Here is a 20,011-nt window from a genome sequence, read left to right as displayed (position 1 = left end):
TTTTTCTTTGTCGGGGCAGGTACGGCAGGGTTCCTTCATCCAGCTGTCACCGCGGAAAAAGTTGAATGCCTTGGAGTCGTACCAGATATCACGCACCGACATGTCTCGCACATTGGGAAAGCTGACTCCCTTGATCATCTTGGCAGTGTGACACGGCAGCGCAGAGCCGTCGGGGGTGATAGTCAGAAACACATTGCCCCAGCCGTTCATGCATTTCTTGGGCCGGTTTTCGTAGTAGTCAGGCACCACGAACAGGATGCGGATTTTGTCGCCATATTTTTCGCGACAGGCATTGGTGACCCTCTCGGCACGCTCAAGCTGCTCGCGCGATGGCAGCAAGTGATCGCGATTGAGCTCGGCCCAGGAGTAGTACTGGCTGTTGGCGAGCTCGAGGTACTCGGCACCCAGGTCCACCGCCATGTCAATAATCTGCTCGATGTAGTCGATATTGAGCCGGTGGATAACGCAGTTCAGCACCATGGGCCAGTCGTGCGACTTGATGATATTGGCGGTGCGCTGCTTGAGATCGAAGGTCTTGGTGTGCGACAAAAAGTCGTTGAGCTCTTTGGTGGAATCCTGAAACGAGAGCTGCACATGGTCCAGCCCTGCTTCCTTCAGAGCGGCCGCGCGTGCTTCGGTGAGGCCCACGCCCGAGGTCAACAGGTTGGTGTAGAAGCCCAGCTTGTGCGCCTCGGCCACCAAAATTTCCAGGTCATCGCGCACCAGTGGCTCGCCGCCGGAGAAGCCGCATTGCACACTGCCCGCGGCCCGCGCCTCGCGCAATACGCGCAGCCAGTCCTCCGTCGACAACTCGTTCTCGGTTTTCGCAAAGTCCACCGGGTTGTAGCAAAAAACACAGTGCAGCGGGCACTTGTAAGTCACCTCAGCCAGCAACCACAGGGGTGGACCGGCTTGAGGACTCGATGCGGACCCTGCTTGTGGTCCCGGTTGAAGACCAGGCCCCAGAAGCGGCGGCGAAGGAGTTGTGGGCACACTCATAGGTTCACCCACCCCTGCCTCTTGGCAATTGCCAAAAAGTCCAGCACATCGTCCCGCAGACCGGTAGTCTCAAACTGCTGCTCCAGGGCGCTAATCAGCCCCTGCACACTGGTGTTGCCATCGATGCGCGACATGATTTCTCCGGCACTGCCGTTGAGTTTGACCATCCCCTCGGGGTAAAGCAGAACCCAGCACTGCTGCACCTCTTCCCACTGCAGCTTGAACATCTTGGCCACGCGAGGGCAGACCTGAAGGTCCAAGGCGGGGGCCGTATCGGGCGTCGCGGCGCTCATGCTTTGGGCCCTTTGATCTCTATCTCGCACTGACTGAGCATGATGGCATCGGCAAGCGCCCACAGCACATCGAGCTTGAACTGCAAGATATCGAGCGCGCGCTGCTGCAAGGCCCGGGTTTGGCTGAAGTAGTCCAGCGTGAAATGCAGACCATGCTCCACATCGCGCCGTGCCTGGGTGAGGCGCTGCTTGAAATAGCGCAGGCCAGTGGCATCCACCCAAGGGTATTGGGTGGGCCAGGTATCAATTCGTTGCTGGTGAATATGCGGCGCAAACAACTCGGTCAGGCTGGAGGCGACCGCCTCCTGCCAGGGCTGGCGGCGGGCAAAGTTTACATACGCGTCCACCGCAAACCGGGCTGCCGGCACCACATGGCGCAGCGAGGTCACGTCGTCGCGACTCAGTCCTACGGCCCCGCCCAGGTGGATCCACGCCTCGATGCCGCCTTCATCCTGCACCCCGCCGATATTTACGCCATCGTGGTCTAGGATGCGCAGTATCCATTCCCGGCGAATTTCGCGGTTGTCGCAGTTCGAGAGGATGGCCGCGTCCTTGAGCGGAATGGATATCTGGTAATAAAAACGGTTGGCCACCCAGCCCCGCAACTGCGCAGGGGTAAGCGTGCCGGCCGCCATCATCTGGTGAAACGGGTGGTTGATGTGGTAACTGCTGCTGCGCCCGCGCAGCTCGGCTTCGAACTCTTCTTTGCTCCAGGGGGCGAGGATGTCGCTCATAGTTCGATGTCCATTCCGTCGTACGCAACCTCAATGCCATGGCTGTGCAGCTCAGCGCGTTGCGGGCTGGCCTCGTCGAGTATCGGGTTGGTGTTGTTGATGTGAATCAGGATCTTGCGTGTGCGTGCGGGCAGCTTGTCCAGCCACTCCATCATGCCGTCGGGACCGCTTTGGGGCATGTGGCCCATGTCGCGCGAGGTCTTGCGTGAGGCACCCAATGTGATCATTTCGTCATTGGTCCATAAGGTGCCATCCACCAGTACGCAATCGGCGGCCTGCATGGCGGCCCAAACGGGGGCTTCCATCTGGCCCAGCCCGGGCGCGTAAAAAAGCCGTTTGCCGGTGGCAGCATCCACGAGCGTCACGCCCACGTTGTCACCGGGTTGCGGCTGGTTGCGGTGCGGGGAATACGGCGGCGCGTTGCTGGTGAGGGGAATCGCCTCGAAATGCAGGCCGGGCACCTCGGGCATGCCAAAGCCGGCGCTACTCAACGGCACCTCATGCCAATTCACGCCGCAGTAATGCTCCAGCACCTTAAGGAGCGGGTTGCCGGTGCTGAGGTCTTCCCGCACCAACGAGTGGCACCACAGCTCAAGCTTCTGGCGGTGTTCGCGCAGCATGTAGAGGCCGGTGGTGTGGTCGATCTGGGCGTCCATCAGGAAGACGGCGCGAATGGCAGTGTCCCGCAAGGCGCGCGCCGGCTGCAGGGTGGGAAACGACTTGAGCTGCTCGAGGATGTCGGGTGAAGCGTTGAACAGAACCCAGTTGGTCGCATCCGCAGTGGCGGCAATAGATGACTGGGTGCGGGCCTGGAGGTGCGGACTGCCTTTGCGGACGGCAGAGCAGTTAGGACAATTGCAATTCCACTGTGGGAAGCCTCCGCCTGCGGCGGAACCAAGAACACGAACTTTCAAAGCGGGCTTTCCAAAATGTGCGACGGGCTTCGCAAAAAAGCCCACCGGAGCGGTTCCGGCGGGCTCATCCGAATTAACGGTTGGCGATGTACATTGTGATTTCAAAGCCGAAACGCATGTCGCTAGCTGCTGGTTTTTCCCATTTCATATCGATTCTCCTAGTATGTTTTCCGCACTCCGCGGCTAATGTGGCGCCAGCCAATCTGAGGCCACGCAACAGATTCTGCGCACCGCCGGACAAATTGGCATCGCGAAATCATGGAAAACGCGCTCATGATTTTCATGAAAACGATGGCCCCGCTTTCCGCCCGTCGTGGGGAAGTTCAGGCGAACATAAGAATCGGACTAGCATCGGCCCCCATGCCATCCGCCGAGCCATCCGCCCCACCTCCCAGCCAGCTGCACGCGCCCGCGGAGCCCTATGCCAGCACGCGATTGGATGTGGGAGACGGGCACAGCCTGTATTTCGAGCAGTGTGGCAACCCTGGTGGCGTGCCTATGGTCTATCTGCATGGCGGGCCCGGCAGCGGCTGCTCGCCCAGGCACCGTCAATTCTTCGACCCCACCTTATGCCGCGCGGTATTGTTTGACCAGCGCGGGTGCGGTCGCAGCAGTCCCCTCGGTGAATTGCGCTACAACCATACCGATGCGCTGCTCCAAGACATGGAAACACTACGCGACCACTTGGGTATTGCGCGCTGGCTGGTGGTCGGCGGCTCCTGGGGGGCTGGGTTGGCGTTGGCATACGCGAGCCGGCACCCGGGCGCCTGCCTGGGGCTCGTGTTGCGCGGCACTTTTTTGGGCCGCCCTGCCGACCTGCAATGGTTTTTTGACGGCGCGGGGTCGCTGCTGCCCGACGCTTGGCAGCACTTGACGGACCAGGTCGGATGCACCCGATGGGACGAGGTGTTGCAGCGGCTGCACGCCGGTGTAAACCATGCCGAACAGTCCATCGCTCTGGGCTCCGCGCTGGCATGGGAGGCCTGGGAACATTCTCTGTCCGCGCACACCAGCATCACTCCCCGCGCGCTAAGCGCCAACGACCCGCAGGCCATGTCGCTGTTGCGCAAGTATCAAATCCAGAGCCACTACCTCAGCCACCAATGCTTCCGGCACGGCCGCGGGCTCTTGGCGTCCGGGCTGGATACCGCACATTTGCCCACCGCACTCTTGCACGGCAGGCTGGACTGGATATGCCGCCCAGAGGCCGCATGGCACATACATCAGCAGCTGCCCGCGAGCCGCCTGCAGTGGGTGGAGGGCTGCGGGCACAACCCATTTGAGCCGGGAAACGCGGCCGCGCTGGTGGCTACCATTACCCACTTTGCGAACCACGGAAACTTCGCGCACTGGGGGGCTGCCAACTCCGTGGAGCGTCCACTATGAGCTTAAGGCTACAGGTCAACTTGATCATCACCACCCTGCTGGCGGTGTTTGCATCTGCACTCATTGGTCTCCAAATTGAGAACACCCGACGCAGCGTACATGACGAAATCCTGGGTGCGAACACGGTGGCGGGCCAGCTCCTATCGCGCATGCAGTGGATTGAGGACTATGGCGGACTGGCGGGTATGACCGACTTCCTGCAACAGGTGGGCCGCATCCGCGCCAATGAGATCGAGCTGCGTGACGGCGAAGGCACGCTGATTTACAAGTCCCCGGCACCCACCTACAAGGCCGGGCGGGTGGCCCCCAAGTGGTACAGCGCCCTGGTCACCCCGCCGCTGGAATCCAAGGAAATCAATCTACCCATCGGCCAAATCCGCCTGAAGGCAGACGCATCGCGGGCGGTGCTGGACGGCTGGGACGAGCTGCGCCCCACGTTGTGGATCGTGCTGGCGGGCTTTGTGCTCAGCAATGTGTTGATTTATACCCTGATGGGGCGCGCGCTGCGGCCACTCGACAAGCTCTTTGTGGCTCTGCGGCACGTGGCCGAGGGTGACTACAGCACACGGCTCACGGGCTTGCGCGGGCGCGAGGGCCGGCAAATCAGCGAATCGTTTAACCACATGGCGCAGTCCGTGCAGGACAGCCTGGAGGCCAAACGCATGGCACGCGAAGCCGAGCAGGCGCTAGCGCAGAACCGCGAATTCACCCACGCCATCCAGGAACGCATTGAGCTGGAACGCGCCGCTATTTCACGCGAACTGCACGACGAGTTGGGCCAGCAGGTCACGGCCATCAAGAGTGTGGGGCTCGCCATCGCACGGCGTGCTGCCGGAAACGATGCGTCAATTGAAGAGTCCGCGCGGCTGGTCATGCAATGCGCCGACAACATCTATGACGGCATGCACCGCATGATTGCCGAGCTGCGCCCCCTGGTGTTGGACCAGTTTGGCCTGTACGACGCGCTGCGCGACCTGCTGGCGGACTGTCAGCTGCGGCACCCCGAGCTGAGCATCGTGGCCACGCTGCCCGAAGCGCTGGATTCCCCGCAGGATGCGATGGCAACGGCCGTTTACCGCATCATTCAGGAGGCCCTGACCAACGCCCTGCGCCATGCCCGGGCCACGCGCATTGAAGTCGCAGTGGCGATACACGCGGACACTTTGGAGCTGGAGGTCCGCGACAATGGCTCAGGCCAGATCAGCGCCTTTCACAACACCGGGCACTACGGCCTGGCCGGCATGCGGGAACGTGTGCAGGTGCTCAATGGCCACTTCCAACTCGAGCAGTGCGAGCCGAGCGGCATCGCGGTCCGTGTTCGCCTGCCGCTGACCACACAAAACAACCATGCATAAGATCAAAGTCATGTTGGTAGACGACCATGCCGTGGTGCGCATGGGGTTCAAGATGCTGCTGCAAGCCAGCGAAGACATCGAGGTCGTCGCCGAGGCCGACAGCGGAGAAGCAGCACTCAAGGCCTGTGATGTTGCTGTTCCCGATGTCGTGGTAATGGACATTGCTATGGCCGGCATCGGCGGCATCGAAGCCATCAAGCGGCTGACTGCCAAGCACAGCCCCATGCGCATCCTGGCCTTGTCAGCCCATGAAGACGTCAGCCACCCCATGCGCGCGGTGCAGGCCGGCGCGCTGGGCTACCTCTCCAAGCGAAGTGCGCCTGAAGCGCTGATTGATGCCATCCGCTCCATCTCCAAGGGTCAGCGGAACATGGACAGTCAAATCGCCCAGCGCATTGCCATGCAGGCCATCCACGGCGACCAGAATCCGGTGGCCAAGCTCTCGGCGCGGGAGTTTGAAGTATTTGAACAATTGGCGCGCGGCCAATCGGTGGCGCAAATTTCAGAGACGCTCAAGCTCTCCAGCTCCACCGTGGGCACACACCTCTACAACATCAAGCAAAAGCTCGGCCTCAACAACCAGGCCGAGATGACGCTGCTGGCGGTACGACACGGCGTGATTAACGTCAACGAGTAAGCGGGCGAACAGATGCAAAACGCCTCTGCCGGGATGGTGTCCAATACCGCCATGGACACCCCAGACCGCAACGACTCCCGCATCACTGAACTCGAAATCAAGGCCAGCTTTCTTGAAGACGCACTCGAGCAGCTCGACCACATCGTCATCCGCCAGCAAGCGCACTTGGACATGCTGATCCGCGAGGTGGGCTACCTGCGACAGCAAGCGCCCGAGCCGGGCACCGCGCACAACCTGCGCGACGAACTGCCACCGCATTACTGAAGGCGTCGTCCGGATGTCGCTTCACACCTGGTGGCTTTTTGTGACGATGACCTTCGTCATATCCGGAACGCCCGGCCCCAACATGCTGCTCATCATGAGCACCTGCGCCCGCGAAGGCCTGCGTGCCGCCATCGTCAATATGGCCGGCTGCATGACATCGCTCATGCTGATGCTCGGGCTGTCTGCCGCCGGTCTGGGCGCCCTGCTGCAGGCGTTTCCGGCGGTGTTTGAGGCCCTGCGCCTGCTCGGTGCGGCCTACCTGGCCTATCTCGGCGTGCAGTGCTGGCGCGCTCCGGTGCAAGAGCAGCCCGACGAAGTCAGCACCAAGCACCACACCGGCCACTACCGTCAGGGCGTGCTGGTGGCTGCCAGCAACCCCAAGGCGATTTTGTTTGCGGCAGCATTTTTTCCGCAGTTTCTGGATCCCGCAGCCGCTCAGCTGCCGCAGTTCGGCGTTTTGCTGGCCACCTTTGCGGTAGTGGAAGTGGCGTGGTACTTCGTATACGCCGCCAGCGGAAAGCAACTCACCCGCACCCTGCGCCGCGCCGCGTTCATGCGCGGCTTCAACCGCATCACCGGCGCGATTTTTGTCGGCTTTGCGGTGCTGATGGCGGCATCGCGCGGCTAATGCGCCCTGCGGTGTAAACCTTGTTGCCCTTGCTACACCGGGCTTGTGTAGGATGGGTTCTGCACGCACAACCACCAACCTGACAATGGATCCCATTCACTGCATGCTGAGCACACGGATTGACAAATGGCTATGGGCTGCGCGTTTTTTCAAAACCCGGACGTTGGCCACTGATGAGGTTCAGCTAGGGCGTGTGCAGTGGGAAGGGCGGGACGTCAAACCGGCCAAAGACGTCAAGGTGGGCGACACACTGACTATCTCGCAAGGCCAGATGAAGCGGACCATTCAAATCCTGATGGTGAGCGAACAGCGCGGTTCGGCGTCCGTGGCGCAGCAGATGTATGCCGAAACACCCGAAAGCATTCAGGCGCGGCTGGCAGCTGCCGAGCAGCGGCGACTCAGCCCCGAACCGGCCCACACGATTGCCGGCGGCCGCCCCACCAAGCGCGACCGCCGCGCCCTGCAAACCGGCTGGAACGACCGCTGGAGCGCCTCTCTCGACTGAGCCTCCCGGGCCGCAGGGCGCGCGGGAATGCAGCGATAATGAAGTGCTGCAGCCCGCAGCACCCCATGCACCGCCGTGGGCTGGCCTGCTTGGCCCGGCGATAGAACGAGTATTTGGAAAGCCCTTTTTGCATGACATCCCTCTCCCCCGTCCCCATTTCCCCGGTTGAAGACATCGTGGCCGATATGCGCGCCGGCCGCATGGTGATTCTGGTCGACGAAGAAGACCGCGAGAACGAGGGCGATTTGGTCATGGCAGCCGACCATGTGTCTGCCGATGCCATCAACTTCATGGCTCGCTATGGCCGCGGCCTGATTTGTCTCACCCTGACCCGTGAACGCTGCGAGCATTTGAATCTGCCCCCCATGGCCGCGCGCAACGGCACCGTCTACAGCACCGCTTTCACCGTCTCCATCGAAGCCGCCGAGGGCGTGACAACCGGCATTTCCGCAGCCGACCGCGCCAAAACCGTGCAGGCCGCGGTCGCTAAAAATGCTGTCGCTGCCGATCTGGTGCAGCCCGGCCACATCTTCCCCTTGCAGGCGGTGGATGGCGGAGTGCTAATGCGTGCCGGTCATACCGAAGCCGGTTGCGATCTTTCGGCCATGGCCGGCTGCAGCCCGGCAGCAGTAATCTGCGAGATCATGAAGGACGACGGCACCATGGCCCGTCTGCCCGACCTGCAACTGTTTGCTGCCGAGCACGGGCTCAAGATAGGCACCATTGCCGACCTGATAGAGCACCGCAGCCGTGTGGAATCCCTCATCGAGAAGGTGGGCACCCGGCCGTTGGCCACTGCGTACGGCGAATTCACCGCGCACGCCTTCAAGGACAACACCGGCCACGGCGTGCATCTGGCCTTGGTCATGGGACAGTGGGATGCGACCACAGTCGTACCCGCCCGCGTCCATGAGCCGCTCTCGGTGTTTGATGCGATTGAAGTCAACCGCAGCATGCACTCCTGGAGCCTGGACGCGGCCCTGTCGCACATTGCCAAGGAAGGCAAAGGAGTGATTGTCTTGCTCAATTGCGGCGAGAGCGGCGCACAATTTTTGCAGCAGTTTGAGGGCACAGCGCGTGCTTCCCAAGCTCCGGAGCGCGGTCGCATGGACCTGCGCACCTACGGTATCGGGGCGCAGATTTTGCGCCAGTGCGGCGTGCAAAAAATGCAGCTCATGGGCAGCCCTCGCCGTATGCCCAGCATGGCTGGCTTCGGTATGGAAATCATCGGCTACATCAGCAAATAATCCTGATCAGATACAAGGAACACCCCATGTTTGGCGCAGACAAAGGCACCACCGCCGCAGACCGTATGAACGGCAAGCGGCTTCACATCGGCATCGTGCAGGCCCGCTTCAATGCCGACATCACCAACGCTCTGGCCGAAGCCTGCAAATCTGAACTGCTGGCGCTGGGGGTGGCAGACAAAGACATCGACCTGGTCACCGTGCCCGGCGCGCTCGAGGTGCCTGTAGCCTTGCAGGCATTGGCCGAGAAGGGCAAGTACGACGCCCTGATAGCGCTGGGCTGCATCATCCGCGGAGAGACCTACCACTTTGAATTAGTTGCCAACGAATCCGGTGCGGGCGTGACGCGCATTGCGCTGGACTACCAGTTGCCGGTCGCCAACGCCATCCTGACCACCGAAAACCTCGCACAGGCCGTGGCCCGCCAGACCGACAAGGGCCGTGACGCCGCCCAGGTTGCGGTTGAAATGGCCAACCTGCTGGAGAGCGTTGGATGAGCGACACCCCCGGCTCCCTCCACCCGCAGCGCCCGCCCCGCCAGAGCCGCACCGGTCTGACAGCCACCGGAGCACGCAAGGCGGCCAGCAAATCCAACCGCACGCGGGCCCGCGAGTTTGCGCTCCAAGGCCTCTACCAAAGCCTGGTCGGCCGCAATGCGGTGGATGAGATTGACCCCTTCACCCGCGATCTGGCCGGCTTCAACAAGGCTGATGCGGTGCACTTTGATGCCCTGCTGCACGGCTGCGTAGCCCAGGCGAAGGAGCTGGACGCGCTGATTACGCCGATGCTGGACCGGCCTATGTCCGAAATCTCACCGGTGGAGCACGCCATCATGTGGATTGGTGCCTACGAGATGAAGCATTGCCTGGACGTACCTTGGCGCGTGGTGCTCAACGAATGCATTGAGCTGGCCAAAGAGTTCGGCGGCACCGATGGGCACAAGTACGTCAACGGCGTGCTCAATGGCATTGCCCCGCAGTTGCGGGCGACCGAGATTGACGCCGAGCGCAACAAAAAGCCTGCTGCCTAATCGGGCGCCCAACTGGCATGCACATCTCCTCGCGCGCCCAGAACATTGAGCCGTTTTATGTGATGGAAGTCGCCAAGGCCGCCACCGCCTTGGCCAGCCAGGTGGCGCACACCAATGCGCCCATGGTGTTCCTCAATATCGGCGAGCCGGACTTCACAGCGCCTCCTTTGGTGCAGGCGGCGGCACAGGCCGCCATTCGCGATGGCATCACCCAATACACCGCCGCCACGGGCCTTGCGGCCCTGCGCGAGCGTATCAGCGACTGGTACGCCAGCCGGTTTTCTTTGAGCATTGCGCCTGAGCGCATTGTGGTGACGGCGGGAGCCTCTGCGGCGCTGCATCTGGCCTGCATGGCGCTGATTGAGCCGGGCGACGAGGTTCTGATGCCGGACCCCAGCTACCCCTGCAACCGCCATTTTGTGAGCGCCGCCGAAGGACGCGCGGTGTTGCTCGAAACCGGCCCTGAACAGCGCTTTCAGCTCACCGCTGCGCAAATCGCGCAGGCGTGGGGCCCGCACACTCGGGGCGTGTTGCTGGCCTCACCCTCCAACCCCACCGGTACCTCCATCCACCCTGACGAGCTGCGCCGCATTCACGCCCTAGTGAAGTCGCACGGCGGCGTCACACTGGTGGATGAAATTTACCTGCCACTCAGTTACGACGATGCCTTTGGCCACAGCGCGCTGGCCATCGATGAGCAAATCATCAGCATCAACAGCTTCAGCAAATACTTCAACATGACCGGCTGGCGGCTGGGCTGGATGGTGGTGCCGCCGGCACTCGTGCCGGTGATGGAGCGGCTGGCGCAAAACCTCTTCATCTGCCCCAGCACCATCGCGCAGCACGCGGCGCTGGCCTGCTTCGAGCCCGACAGCCTGGCGATCTACGAAGCCCGCCGAACCGAGTTCAAGGTCCGGCGCGACTACTTCATACCTGCCCTGCGATCGCTCGGCTTCGAGATCCCGGTGGAGGCCGATGGCGCGTTCTACGTCTGGGCCGATTGCAGCCAACTCTGCGCCAAGCTGGGCCTGCAAAGCAGTTGGGAATTTGCCTTTGAGGTGATGAACCGCGCGCACCTGGCCATTACCCCGGGGCGCGACTTCGGTACTGCGCACACCGCACGGTTTGTGCGCTTCTCGACCGCCAGTTCCATGGAACAATTACACACGGCAGTGCAACGCCTGCGCGCCATGCTGTAAACCCAGAGCCTCCAAGCCCCATGAACCAAGACCTCTCCATCCTTCATCTGGTACTGAACGCCAGCATCGTGGTGCAAGCCGTGATGTGCCTGCTCATGCTCATGTCGATTGCCAGCTGGGCCGCCATCTTCCGCAAGTTGTTTGCGATCAAGCGCGTCAAAAGCCAAAACGAGACCTTCGAGCGCGACTTCTGGTCCGGCTCCAGCCTTAACGACCTGTTCAACTCCGCCAGCCGCAACGCCCAGACCTGCGGCCCGATGGAGCGGATTTTTGCCAGCGGCATGCGCGAATTTCAAAAACTGCGCGAGCGGCGTGTCAGCGATGTTGGCACGTTGATGGACGGGGCCCGCCGCGCCATGCGCGCCAGTTTCCACCGCGAAATGGACGAGGTCGAGACCAACCTCTCGTTCCTTGCATCGGTGGGCTCGGTGTCGCCGTATGTGGGGTTGTTCGGCACAGTGTGGGGCATCATGCACGCCTTCACCGGCCTGGCTTCTTTGCAGCAAGTCACGCTCGCCACAGTGGCGCCCGGCATTGCCGAAGCGCTGGTCGCTACCGCCATCGGCCTGTTTGCCGCCATTCCGGCGGTCGTGGCCTACAACCGCTTTTCGCGCGATCTGGACCGCATCGCCATCCAGCAGGAAACCTTCATCGAAGAGTTCTCCAACATTCTTCAGCGCAACGTCAGCGCACAACCCGCGCCGGCGGCCCGCTAATTCAGCGCCAGGAGCCAAGATGCCAGCAGTAGCAGGTCGTGGTCGGGGCCGCCGCACCATCAATGAAATCAACATGGTGCCTTTCATCGATGTGATGCTGGTGCTGCTCATCATCTTTATGGTGACTGCGCCCTTGATATCGCCCAGCATGATTGACCTGCCCAGCGTTGGCAAGGCGGGACGCCAGCCTGACCAGATCATTCAGGTCGTGCTCACCAAGGACGATGCACTGGAAGTGAAGATCAAGGAAAAGACCAGCCCGGTACAGCTCAAGGACCTGGCCGCACTGGTTCAGCAAGCGCAGGGCGCAGGTGGCAGTGCAGCAGGTGGCAATGCCGCTGCCGCCAACTCCGCCGTCGTCATCAGCGCGGATAAGAACGTGAAATACGAAAGCGTGGTCAAAGTGATGGACACCTTGCAGCGCGCCGGTATTCAACGCGTCGGCCTGTCGGTGCAGATCGCCAATTGACTCTCCGCCCGCCGGACATGCCCGTCTCCGACATCCGCCAGGAATTCGCACCGCCAAACACGCCGGGCCTGCTGCGCGCGGTCGTTCTGGCGCTGATCGCGCATGCGGTGCTGGTGGCGGTGTTGGCAGTGGGCGTAGCATGGAAGCGGGAATTGCCGCCCTCTTCGGTAGAGGCTGAGCTGTGGTCAGCCCTGCCGCAAGAAGCAGCACCACCGGCGCCTGAACCCACACCGGTGGAAACCGAAACCGAGGTGCTGCCCGAAGTGAAGCCGCCCGTGCCGGCGCCTGTGCTACCACCGCCCCCCGTCCCGCCGATTGAAAAGGCCGCCCCGCCCGAGTCACCCAGCAAGGCAGACATTGCCCTGGCTAAAGAAAAAGAAAAAGAGCGGGAGACCCTGGAAAAGCGCCAATTGGAAAAAGAAAAAGCCCAAAAAGAAAAAATAGAAGCAGAGAAGGCGGCGAAGGAAAAAGCTGCCCAGGCGCGCCTGAAAGAACAACAGGACAAAGCCAAGGCCGCCAAAGAAAAAGCTGCGCTGGACGCCAAAGAAAAAGCTGAAAAAGCCGCCAAGGCGGACGCCGCAACGAAAGCCAAACTAGCCCAGCAAAAAGCAGATAAGGCAGACAAAGCCCAGAAGGCGGCCAAGGAACAAGAGAAACGCGCCGAAGAATTGCGCCAACAGCAAATCAACCGCCTGACCGGACTGGCCGGTGCCGCAGGCGATGGTGCGCCCAACTCCACAGGCACCGCCGCCAAAAGCACGGGCCCGGGCGCGGGCTACCAGGGCCGCATCCAGGCAGCGGTCAAGCCCAACATCACCTTCACCGACACGATTGTCGGGAACCCCAAAACGGAAATCGAAGTCACCCTGGCGTCCAACGGCGAAATTCTGAGCAAGCGCATCATCAAGCGCAGCGGCAACAAGGCCTGGGACGATGCGGCTGAAAACGCCATCGAAAAGACCCGCAAACTCCCGCTCGATGAGGGCAAGGTCTGGTCGCCCATGGTTATCGTGATTTCGCCGCAGACCCTCGTAGGACAGTAATACCGCCAAGTGCAGCCTCGGCGGCTCCAGCAGCCCCCGGCACCGGGTCAGTCGTAGGCAATGCTCGCCACCCCGCCGCTGGCGTGGACACGCCAGCCGGCCAGTGCGGCATCGGAGGGGTAAAACCGCGCGGCCTCGCCCAGATGCAACTCCGCCGTGGCCTGCTGTGTCGCGCCGTCCTCGCCATCTGTCGGCAATTCGCAGTGCAACTGCAAACGCACGGGCAGGCCGCGCACCAGCTCGCCTTGCTCGGTCGCCTCGCGCTGCACCGGAAATTCCCGCACCAGCGCGGCAATGTCGGGCGTGCGCCCCCTACCATCCAGCTGCACCGCCACCCGCAGGTATTTGCCGAAGCGGCAACGCGCCTGCTCCAGGCTCCAGATTTGCTGCACGTTGAACTGCATCCCACCCGAGAAACGGTCGGGCATGGCCTTGCCCTCCACGATGATCAACTCGTCGTCCTTGAGCAGGTCTTTGTAAAGCGTGAGCAAAGCCTCGCCGGCGCGGGCTTCGATCATGGCGGACTTGTCATCCAGCTTGAACAACGCCAGCTTGCCGCGCTGCCCGTTGATGACGCGCAGGTCGGTCACGATGCCGGCCAGCACCTGCGGCTCGCGGGTGTCGGCCAGCTCTTCGATGGGGCGCCTTGCAAAGCGGCGCACCTCGGTGGCCACCTCATCAAACAAATGCCCCGACAAATAGAAGCCCACCGCGGTTTTTTCCTGGGTGAGTCGCTCCTTCACGCCCCATGGCATGGCGGGCACCAACTCTGGCTCCTGGGTGCTGGAGCCGTGGTCGTCTTCGCCGCCCATGTCAAAAAGTCCCACCTGGTTCGCATTGGCCGCAGCGGCGGCCGCGAAGTCGAACGCGCGGTCCATGGACGCCACCAGCTCCGCGCGGTTCAGGTGCAAAGTGTCAAACGCGCCGGCCTTGATGAGCGCCTCCACGCAGCGCTTGTTCAGGCGGGTGCGATCCACACGCCGGGAAAAATCAAATAGGCTCCTGAAGGGGCCGGCCTCGGCGGTCGGGCCCCTGCCCTCGCGGGCCGCAACTATCGCCTCGATGGCCTGCTCGCCGGTTCCCTTGATGGCGCCCAGGCCGTAGCGGATTTCCCGGTTCGAAATCGGTTCAAAGCGGTAGGCGCCGCGGTTGATGTTGGGCGGCTCAAAGCTCAGGCCCATTTTCTCGGCGTCCTCAAACAAGACCTTGAGCTTATCGGTGTCGTCCATTTCCACCGTCAGGTTGGCGCAGAAAAACTCGGCGGTGTAGTGCACCTTGATCCATGCAGTGTGATAAGCCAGGAGCGAGTACGCGGCGGCGTGTGACTTGTTAAAGCCGTATCCCGCGAATCGCTCCATCAAGTCGAAGATTTCATCCGACTTCTCTTGCGCAATGTTGTGCGTCTTGAGCGCACCGGCGCGAAACTTCTCGCGGTGCTCGGCCATTTCTTCGGCCTTCTTCTTGCCCATCGCGCGGCGCAGCAGGTCGGCTCCGCCCAGCGAATAGCCGCCCAGGATCTGCGCAGTCTGCATCACCTGCTCCTGGTAGACCATGATTCCGTAGGTCTCGGAGAGCATGTCGGCCACCGCCGGGTGCGGGTACTCCACCTGCTCGCGACCATGTTTGCGGGCCACAAAGCTCGGGATAAGGTCCATGGGGCCGGGGCGGTACAGGGCGTTGAGCGCGATCAGGTCTTCCAGACGGCTGGGCTTGGCGTCGCGCAACATGCCCTGCATGCCGCGACTTTCAAACTGGAACACCGCCTCGGTCTTGCCTTCGCTGAACAACTTGTAAACCCGGGCGTCGTCGAGCGGCAGGTTTTCATAGGCAAAGCCCTCCTGCCCCGCGTGCCGCTTGCGGATGAATTCGGCGGCAATCTCCAGAATGGTGAGCGTGGCCAGACCCAAAAAGTCGAACTTCACCAGCCCGATGGATTCCACATCGTCCTTGTCGTACTGGCTGACCGCCGAATCGCTGCCGGGCTGCTGGTAGAGCGGGCAAAAGTCGGTCAGCTTGCCCGGCGCAATCAACACGCCGCCGGCGTGCATGCCGATATTGCGGGTCATGCCCTCGAGCTTGCGGGCCATCTCAAGCAGGGTTTTGACGTCTTCTTCCTTCGCCTCGCGCTCGGCCAGAATCGGCTCGGCCTCGGTGGCATAAACATATTTGTCGTTCTTTTTGCCGTCGGCAGGGGGGAGTTGCAGGGTGACGTTGGTGCCCGGCTTGTTGGGAATGAGCTTGCTGATGCCGTCGCAAAAGGTGTAGCTCATATCCAGCACCCGGCCCACATCCCGCACCACACCGCGGGCCGCCATGGTGCCGAAGGTGGCAATCTGGCTCACCGCATCTTTGCCGTATTTGTCTTTCACATAGTCAATCACCAGGTTGCGGTTGGTCTGGCAAAAGTCGATGTCAAAGTCGGGCATGGACACCCGCTCGGGGTTCAAAAACCGCTCAAACAGCAGGTTGTAGCGCAGCGGGTCCAGGTCGGTAATTTTGAGCGCATAAGCCACCAGCGAGCCTGCGCCCGAACCCCGCCCCGGCCCCACCGGGCAGCCGTTGTTTTTGGCCCAGTTGATGAAGTCGCCCACGATCAGGAAGTAGCCCGGAAAGCCCATCTTCAAAATCGTGCCCAGCTCAAACTCCAGCCGCTCCACATAGCGCGGCATCTCGGCCTCGCGCTGCTGCGGGTCGGGGTAAAGGTGTGCCATGCGGTCCTTCAGCCCCTCGAACGACGCATAGCGGAAATAGTCTTCCGGCGACATGCGCTGGCCGTTGACCTCCGGTGTGGGAAACACCGGCAGCTGCGGCTTGCCCAGCACCAGGGTCAGGCTGCAGCGCTTGGCGATCTCAAGGGTGTTGGCAATGGCCGAGGGAATGTCGGCAAACAGCGCCTCCATCTCCGCGGCGCTCTTGAAGTACTGTTCGCGGGTAAAACGGCGCACCCGCTTGGGGTTGCTCAAAATTTCGCCGTCGGCAATGCAGACGCGGGCCTCGTGGGCCTCAAAGTCGTCGGGCTCGGCAAACTGAATCGGGTGGGTGGCCACCACCGGCAGCTTCATGCGCGCCGCCAGCTTGACCGCTGCCACCACATGGGCCTCGTCATCCGCACGGCCGGCGCGTTGCAGCTCGAGGTAAAAGCGGTGCGGAAATACGCCGGCGAGCTGCAACGCCGCGTCGTGGGCGCGGACGGTGTCGCCCTGCACCAGCGCCTGCCCCACCGGCCCGGCCTGCGCGCCGGAGAGCGCGATCAAGCCCTCATTGAGCTCTTTGAGCCATGCCAGCTTGATGACCGCCTGGTTCTTCACCACGTTCTGGGTGAAGGCGCGGGCAATCAGCTCCGACATATTCAGGTAGCCCCGCGTGTTTTGCACCAGCAGGATGATGCGGCTCACCGCGGTGGCGTCACTTCCCAGGCCCTCGAGAACAATTTCGGCACCAATCAGCGGTTTGACGCCCTTGCCCCGCGCGCCCTTGTAAAACTTGATGGCGCCAAACAGGTTGTTCAGGTCGGTTATGGCCAGCGCCGCCTGCCCGTCTTTGACCGATTTTTGGATGGCATCGTCGATGCGGGTGGTTCCATCAACGACAGAAAACTCGGTGTGCAGGCGCAGGTGTACAAACATCGGGTCATTGTAGTTTTGCCACGCCGCGGCAAGCCGGCCTCTAAAATTGCCGTGTGCCTCACGTTCTCAACATCTCCAGCTACAAGTTCGTCCCGATTCACGATGCCGCCGCCCTGCGTGAGCAGCTCCTGGAACGGGCCAACGCCCTGCAGCTCAAGGGCACCATCCTGCTGGCCGAAGAGGGCATCAATATGTTCCTGGCCGGTCCCGCCGCCGATGTGCGCGACTTTGTGGCCCAGCTCCAGCGCGATCCGCGTTTTGCGGACCTGGCGCCCAAAGAGAGCTGGTCAGAACACCAACCCTTCAAAAAGATGCTGGTCAAGGTGAAGGGCGAAATCATCCGCATGAACCACCCCACCATCCGTCCGTCCGAAGGGCGCGCGCCCGCGGTGCCGCCGGCCACCGTCAAGCGCTGGCTGGACCAGGGCCACGACGACACGGGCCGCCCTGTGGTGACGCTAGACACCCGCAACGACTTTGAGGTCGACGAAGGCAGCTTCTCCGGCGCGATCGACTGGCGCATCACCAAGTTCACTGAGTTCCCTGACGCCATGCGCGCGCATCTGGACGAGCTCAAGGACAAAACCGTGGTCAGCTTCTGCACCGGCGGCATCCGCTGCGAAAAAGCCGCCATCCTGATGCGCGAAGAGGGGCTGGAGCACGTCTACCAGCTCGAAGGCGGAATCCTCAAATACTTCGAAGAAACCGACGGAAGCCACTACCATGGCGGCTGTTTTGTGTTCGACGAACGCCGCGCCCTGGGCCCCGACCTGCAAACCACCGGACTCCAGCACAGCGACGAAGCCTGAGGGCGGCAACCCTGGGCGCTTGTCCTGAGCCCGCAAATAAGTGCTCATATTGGCACTTGACCCTCGTGTCTATTGCGCCAACAGCTATTGAATCAATAGCAAATTGGCGCCACAATCGCTCGATACAAGGTTACCGGGCCACCGCAAATCGGTTTGTGTGGGAATTCACAATGAAACCGCTTGACACCCATATTTCCCAAAATCAATAATGCTTTGGGTATTTTCACTATTTATCAAATCACCGGATTGGCCGCACCGCTATGGAAGTTCATTCCGTCGATTCCTGGGGACGAAGCCACTATGAAGCGGCCCAAGCACTGATCAGCCAACTGGCTGAAGAGCTGGCCTTCGTCGAACCCGGTACCGACAACGGCGTACTCGCCCTCAACGGTCTGGTCATGGATCTGGAAGACCTGGATCTGGAAAGCGCCCCGCCCGGCCTCGAAGAAGGCATTGCCGTCTTGCGCGGCTGGATGGAAGAGGTGCTGGATGGCCCTGTGACTTTCGACGAGCAATCGATTGCGCGTCTCGGCGAATGGCACGCCTGGGTCAGCGATTTCATGCTGGCGCTGGAGCAAGAGCAAGACCTGACGCCTATGCCGGAACATTGGGCAGACGGCGCCGAAGCTCCTGCAGCACCGGTTGCTGCGGCCTCCGCTGCTGTCCCCGCCGCTGCGCCAGCTGCGCCCCATATCCCTGCTCTCCCGCTGGAGGCCGCCCCCAAGGCGTCAGTCCCTGCGGCCAAGCCCGCAGCGCCCCCCGCTGCTAAGCCCGCCGCGCCGGCGGCTGCTGCACACCAAGAACAACACGCCATTCCCACCAGTTTCACCCTCGACCTCGCCCGGGACGAAGAAATGCTGCGCGAGTTCGTCATCGAATCGGTCGAACTGCTGCAAGACCTGGAGCAAGGGGCCCTGACGCTGGAGAGCCATCCGCAAGACAAGAGCACCATCGACTCGATCTTCCGCGCGTTCCACACCTTCAAGGGTGGCGCGGGTCTGGTGCATTTGCCGGTGCTGGTCAGTCTGGCGCATGAGCTGGAGACCCTGCTGGAGGCGGTGCGCGCCGGCAAGCTCGAGATCAACCAGGAAATCATTGACTGCGTGCTGATTGGATCCGACGCGCTCAAGGTGTTCTGTGCCGAAATCACCAATCAGCTTGCCGGCGAAGGCGCCGGTAGCCCGATTGCGTCGCCAATTCAAGATATCGTCGACCGTGCCCGGGCGGCGCTTCTGGGCAAACCGGCTCCCGCCGCTAGCGACGTGGCGTCCGGTCCGACATCCGGCGCAGCACCCGCCATGCGCCAAGCGGCTGCGGCAGCGCCCGCGGGTGGCGGTGGCGCGCCGACCAGCAGCTTTGTAAAACTGGATACCGAAAAGCTCGACAACCTGGTCAACCTGGTCGGTGAGCTGGTGATCGCGCAGTCCATGGTCGTGCAAAACCCCGATGTCCAAAGCCTCAACAGCCTGCAACTGCTGCGCTGCCTGCGCCAGCTCAGCCGCGTGACCTCGGAGCTGCAACGCAACGCCATGTCCTTGCGCATGGTGCCGATTCGCGGCATCTTCCAGAAGATGAGCCGCCTGGTGCGCGACGTGAGCGGCCAGCTGGGCAAACAGATTCAGCTGGAGCTGCACGGCGAAGACACCGAACTCGACCGCAACATCGTCGAAAAAGTGGGCGACCCGCTCATCCACATGATCCGCAACGCGGTGGACCACGGCATCGAGATGCCCGATGAGCGCGTTGCCAAGGGCAAGCCGGCCATGGGCACCATCAAGCTATCTGCCTACCACCAGGGCGGCGGCATCGTTATTTCCATCCAGGACGACGGCAAGGGCCTGGACGGCGAGCGCATTCTGGCCAAGGCCATTGAGCGCGGCCTGGTGCGGCCTGATGCATCGCTGAGCAAAGAAGAAATCAACGCCCTGATTTTCCTGCCAGGCTTCTCCACCGCCGAAAAGGTGACCGACCTCTCGGGCCGCGGCGTGGGCATGGACGTGGTGCGCGGCAATATCGACAGCCTGCGCGGCCGGGTTGATGTGCAGTCCACCCTCGGCAAGGGCAGCACCTTCACCTTCACCCTGCCTCTCACCCTGGCCATCATCGACGGCCTCATGGTCGGCGTGGGCGACGAGCGCTACATCATTCCAACGCTCT

At 62.0% G+C, this 20,011-nt stretch carries 21 protein-coding genes; 15 read left to right on the top strand and 6 right to left on the bottom strand.

The annotated features are described in order from the left end of the window. The 5 genes from pqqE to pqqA form a co-directional block, all read right to left on the bottom strand. Nucleotides 1–966, bottom strand: a 966-nt coding sequence (pqqE, locus tag Q0O05_RS06845; RefSeq protein ID WP_293661507.1) for a pyrroloquinoline quinone biosynthesis protein PqqE, incomplete at its 3' end; no start/stop codon positions are given. 29 nt (nt 967–995) lie between these two features. Next, nucleotides 996–1,292, bottom strand: coding sequence for a pyrroloquinoline quinone biosynthesis peptide chaperone PqqD (gene pqqD / locus Q0O05_RS06840; protein ID WP_293661501.1), 297 nt, complete (start codon nt 1,290–1,292; stop codon nt 996–998). After that, nucleotides 1,289–2,026, bottom strand: a complete 738-nt coding sequence (pqqC, locus tag Q0O05_RS06835; RefSeq protein ID WP_293661499.1) for a pyrroloquinoline-quinone synthase PqqC — start codon at nt 2,024–2,026, stop codon at nt 1,289–1,291. The genes pqqD and pqqC overlap by 4 nt, the downstream gene beginning before the upstream one ends. Next, nucleotides 2,023–2,940 (bottom strand): pyrroloquinoline quinone biosynthesis protein PqqB, encoded by a 918-nt coding sequence (gene pqqB, locus Q0O05_RS06830; RefSeq protein ID WP_293661497.1) that lies wholly within the window; start codon nt 2,938–2,940, stop codon nt 2,023–2,025. Before pqqB ends, pqqC begins: the two co-directional genes overlap by 4 nt. A gap of 73 nt (nt 2,941–3,013) precedes the next feature. Continuing rightward, nucleotides 3,014–3,088 carry a pyrroloquinoline quinone precursor peptide PqqA gene (pqqA, locus tag Q0O05_RS06825; protein ID WP_293661505.1) on the bottom strand — a complete coding sequence of 25 codons (75 nt, stop codon included), beginning with the start codon at nt 3,086–3,088 and terminating at the stop codon, nt 3,014–3,016. A gap of 212 nt (nt 3,089–3,300) precedes the next feature. Between pqqA and pip the strand changes: the two genes are divergently transcribed. The 13 genes from pip to tolA all read left to right on the top strand — a co-directional run bounded on the left by pip (nt 3,301) and on the right by tolA (nt 13,419). After that, nucleotides 3,301–4,326 carry a prolyl aminopeptidase gene (pip, locus tag Q0O05_RS06820; RefSeq protein ID WP_293661495.1) on the top strand — a complete coding sequence of 342 codons (1,026 nt, stop codon included), beginning with the start codon at nt 3,301–3,303 and terminating at the stop codon, nt 4,324–4,326. Continuing rightward, a complete protein-coding gene (locus Q0O05_RS06815; protein WP_293661493.1) occupies nt 4,323–5,681 on the top strand; it encodes a sensor histidine kinase in 1,359 nt (452 codons plus the stop codon). The genes pip and Q0O05_RS06815 overlap by 4 nt, the downstream gene beginning before the upstream one ends. Next, nucleotides 5,674–6,318, top strand: coding sequence for a response regulator transcription factor (locus tag Q0O05_RS06810; protein WP_293661492.1), 645 nt, complete (start codon nt 5,674–5,676; stop codon nt 6,316–6,318). Before Q0O05_RS06815 ends, Q0O05_RS06810 begins: the two co-directional genes overlap by 8 nt. A gap of 51 nt (nt 6,319–6,369) precedes the next feature. Next, the gene (locus Q0O05_RS06805; protein WP_293661503.1) at nt 6,370–6,582 is read left to right on the top strand and encodes a SlyX family protein; all 213 of its coding nucleotides are present in this window, start codon (nt 6,370–6,372) and stop codon (nt 6,580–6,582) included. Between the two features lie 13 nt (nt 6,583–6,595). After that, nucleotides 6,596–7,210 (top strand): LysE family translocator, encoded by a 615-nt coding sequence (locus Q0O05_RS06800; protein ID WP_293661491.1) that lies wholly within the window; start codon nt 6,596–6,598, stop codon nt 7,208–7,210. 85 nt (nt 7,211–7,295) lie between these two features. Further along, nucleotides 7,296–7,715 carry an RNA-binding S4 domain-containing protein gene (locus Q0O05_RS06795; RefSeq protein WP_293661489.1) on the top strand — a complete coding sequence of 140 codons (420 nt, stop codon included), beginning with the start codon at nt 7,296–7,298 and terminating at the stop codon, nt 7,713–7,715. 131 nt (nt 7,716–7,846) lie between these two features. Beyond that, on the top strand, nt 7,847–8,962 hold the full coding sequence (gene ribBA / locus Q0O05_RS06790) for a bifunctional 3,4-dihydroxy-2-butanone-4-phosphate synthase/GTP cyclohydrolase II (RefSeq protein ID WP_293661487.1): 1,116 nt from the start codon (nt 7,847–7,849) through the stop codon (nt 8,960–8,962). A 26-nt stretch (nt 8,963–8,988) separates the two neighbouring features. After that, entirely contained in the window at nt 8,989–9,459 is a 471-nt protein-coding gene (gene ribH / locus Q0O05_RS06785; RefSeq protein ID WP_293661485.1) for a 6,7-dimethyl-8-ribityllumazine synthase, read from the top strand. After that, nucleotides 9,456–9,992 carry a transcription antitermination factor NusB gene (nusB, locus tag Q0O05_RS06780; RefSeq protein ID WP_293661483.1) on the top strand — a complete coding sequence of 179 codons (537 nt, stop codon included), beginning with the start codon at nt 9,456–9,458 and terminating at the stop codon, nt 9,990–9,992. Before ribH ends, nusB begins: the two co-directional genes overlap by 4 nt. A gap of 17 nt (nt 9,993–10,009) precedes the next feature. Continuing rightward, the gene (locus Q0O05_RS06775; RefSeq protein ID WP_293661482.1) at nt 10,010–11,191 is read left to right on the top strand and encodes a pyridoxal phosphate-dependent aminotransferase; all 1,182 of its coding nucleotides are present in this window, start codon (nt 10,010–10,012) and stop codon (nt 11,189–11,191) included. 20 nt (nt 11,192–11,211) lie between these two features. Further along, on the top strand, nt 11,212–11,907 hold the full coding sequence (tolQ, locus tag Q0O05_RS06770) for a protein TolQ (protein WP_293661480.1): 696 nt from the start codon (nt 11,212–11,214) through the stop codon (nt 11,905–11,907). A gap of 19 nt (nt 11,908–11,926) precedes the next feature. After that, complete coding sequence (locus Q0O05_RS06765) at nt 11,927–12,376, top strand: biopolymer transporter ExbD (protein WP_293661478.1); 450 nt, start codon at nt 11,927–11,929, stop codon at nt 12,374–12,376. Between the two features lie 17 nt (nt 12,377–12,393). Next, nucleotides 12,394–13,419 (top strand): cell envelope integrity protein TolA, encoded by a 1,026-nt coding sequence (gene tolA, locus Q0O05_RS06760; protein ID WP_293661476.1) that lies wholly within the window; start codon nt 12,394–12,396, stop codon nt 13,417–13,419. A gap of 47 nt (nt 13,420–13,466) precedes the next feature. Here the strand turns inward: tolA and dnaE are convergent, their stop codons facing one another. Further along, a complete protein-coding gene (gene dnaE / locus Q0O05_RS06755) occupies nt 13,467–17,045 on the bottom strand; it encodes a DNA polymerase III subunit alpha (protein ID WP_293661474.1) in 3,579 nt (1,192 codons plus the stop codon). A gap of 53 nt (nt 17,046–17,098) precedes the next feature. Here dnaE and Q0O05_RS06750 point away from each other — a divergent pair, with 53 nt between their 5' ends. Continuing rightward, the gene (locus Q0O05_RS06750) at nt 17,099–17,854 is read left to right on the top strand and encodes a sulfurtransferase (RefSeq protein ID WP_293661472.1); all 756 of its coding nucleotides are present in this window, start codon (nt 17,099–17,101) and stop codon (nt 17,852–17,854) included. A gap of 260 nt (nt 17,855–18,114) precedes the next feature. Continuing rightward, a partial coding sequence (locus Q0O05_RS06745) for a chemotaxis protein CheA (protein WP_293661470.1) occupies nt 18,115–20,011 on the top strand: 1,897 nt, incomplete at its 3' end.

Source organism: Rhodoferax sp. OV413, assembly GCF_945881795.1.
Classification (GTDB): domain Bacteria; phylum Pseudomonadota; class Gammaproteobacteria; order Burkholderiales; family Burkholderiaceae_C; genus Allorhodoferax.
The sequence above is the reverse complement of the archived record's forward strand: the minus strand, read 5'-3'. Positions and strand labels throughout refer to the sequence as shown.

What these genes read in the sequence shown, in the direction of transcription:
- ribH (WP_293661485.1), top strand. Translation starts at nt 8,989, where the DNA reads ATGTTTGGCGCAGACAAAGGCACCACCGCCGCAGACCGTATGAACGGC.
- pqqD (WP_293661501.1), bottom strand. Translation starts at nt 1,292, where the DNA reads ATGAGCGCCGCGACGCCCGATACGGCCCCCGCCTTGGACCTTCAGGTC.
- pqqC (WP_293661499.1), bottom strand. Translation starts at nt 2,026, where the DNA reads ATGAGCGACATCCTCGCCCCCTGGAGCAAAGAAGAGTTCGAAGCCGAG.
- Q0O05_RS06815 (WP_293661493.1), top strand. Translation starts at nt 4,323, where the DNA reads ATGAGCTTAAGGCTACAGGTCAACTTGATCATCACCACCCTGCTGGCG.
- Q0O05_RS06800 (WP_293661491.1), top strand. Translation starts at nt 6,596, where the DNA reads ATGTCGCTTCACACCTGGTGGCTTTTTGTGACGATGACCTTCGTCATA.
- Q0O05_RS06795 (WP_293661489.1), top strand. Translation starts at nt 7,296, where the DNA reads ATGGATCCCATTCACTGCATGCTGAGCACACGGATTGACAAATGGCTA.
- tolQ (WP_293661480.1), top strand. Translation starts at nt 11,212, where the DNA reads ATGAACCAAGACCTCTCCATCCTTCATCTGGTACTGAACGCCAGCATC.
- nusB (WP_293661483.1), top strand. Translation starts at nt 9,456, where the DNA reads ATGAGCGACACCCCCGGCTCCCTCCACCCGCAGCGCCCGCCCCGCCAG.
- Q0O05_RS06805 (WP_293661503.1), top strand. Translation starts at nt 6,370, where the DNA reads ATGGACACCCCAGACCGCAACGACTCCCGCATCACTGAACTCGAAATC.
- dnaE (WP_293661474.1), bottom strand. Translation starts at nt 17,045, where the DNA reads ATGTTTGTACACCTGCGCCTGCACACCGAGTTTTCTGTCGTTGATGGA.
- Q0O05_RS06775 (WP_293661482.1), top strand. Translation starts at nt 10,010, where the DNA reads ATGCACATCTCCTCGCGCGCCCAGAACATTGAGCCGTTTTATGTGATG.
- tolA (WP_293661476.1), top strand. Translation starts at nt 12,394, where the DNA reads ATGCCCGTCTCCGACATCCGCCAGGAATTCGCACCGCCAAACACGCCG.
- Q0O05_RS06810 (WP_293661492.1), top strand. Translation starts at nt 5,674, where the DNA reads ATGCATAAGATCAAAGTCATGTTGGTAGACGACCATGCCGTGGTGCGC.
- pip (WP_293661495.1), top strand. Translation starts at nt 3,301, where the DNA reads ATGCCATCCGCCGAGCCATCCGCCCCACCTCCCAGCCAGCTGCACGCG.
- Q0O05_RS06765 (WP_293661478.1), top strand. Translation starts at nt 11,927, where the DNA reads ATGCCAGCAGTAGCAGGTCGTGGTCGGGGCCGCCGCACCATCAATGAA.
- ribBA (WP_293661487.1), top strand. Translation starts at nt 7,847, where the DNA reads ATGACATCCCTCTCCCCCGTCCCCATTTCCCCGGTTGAAGACATCGTG.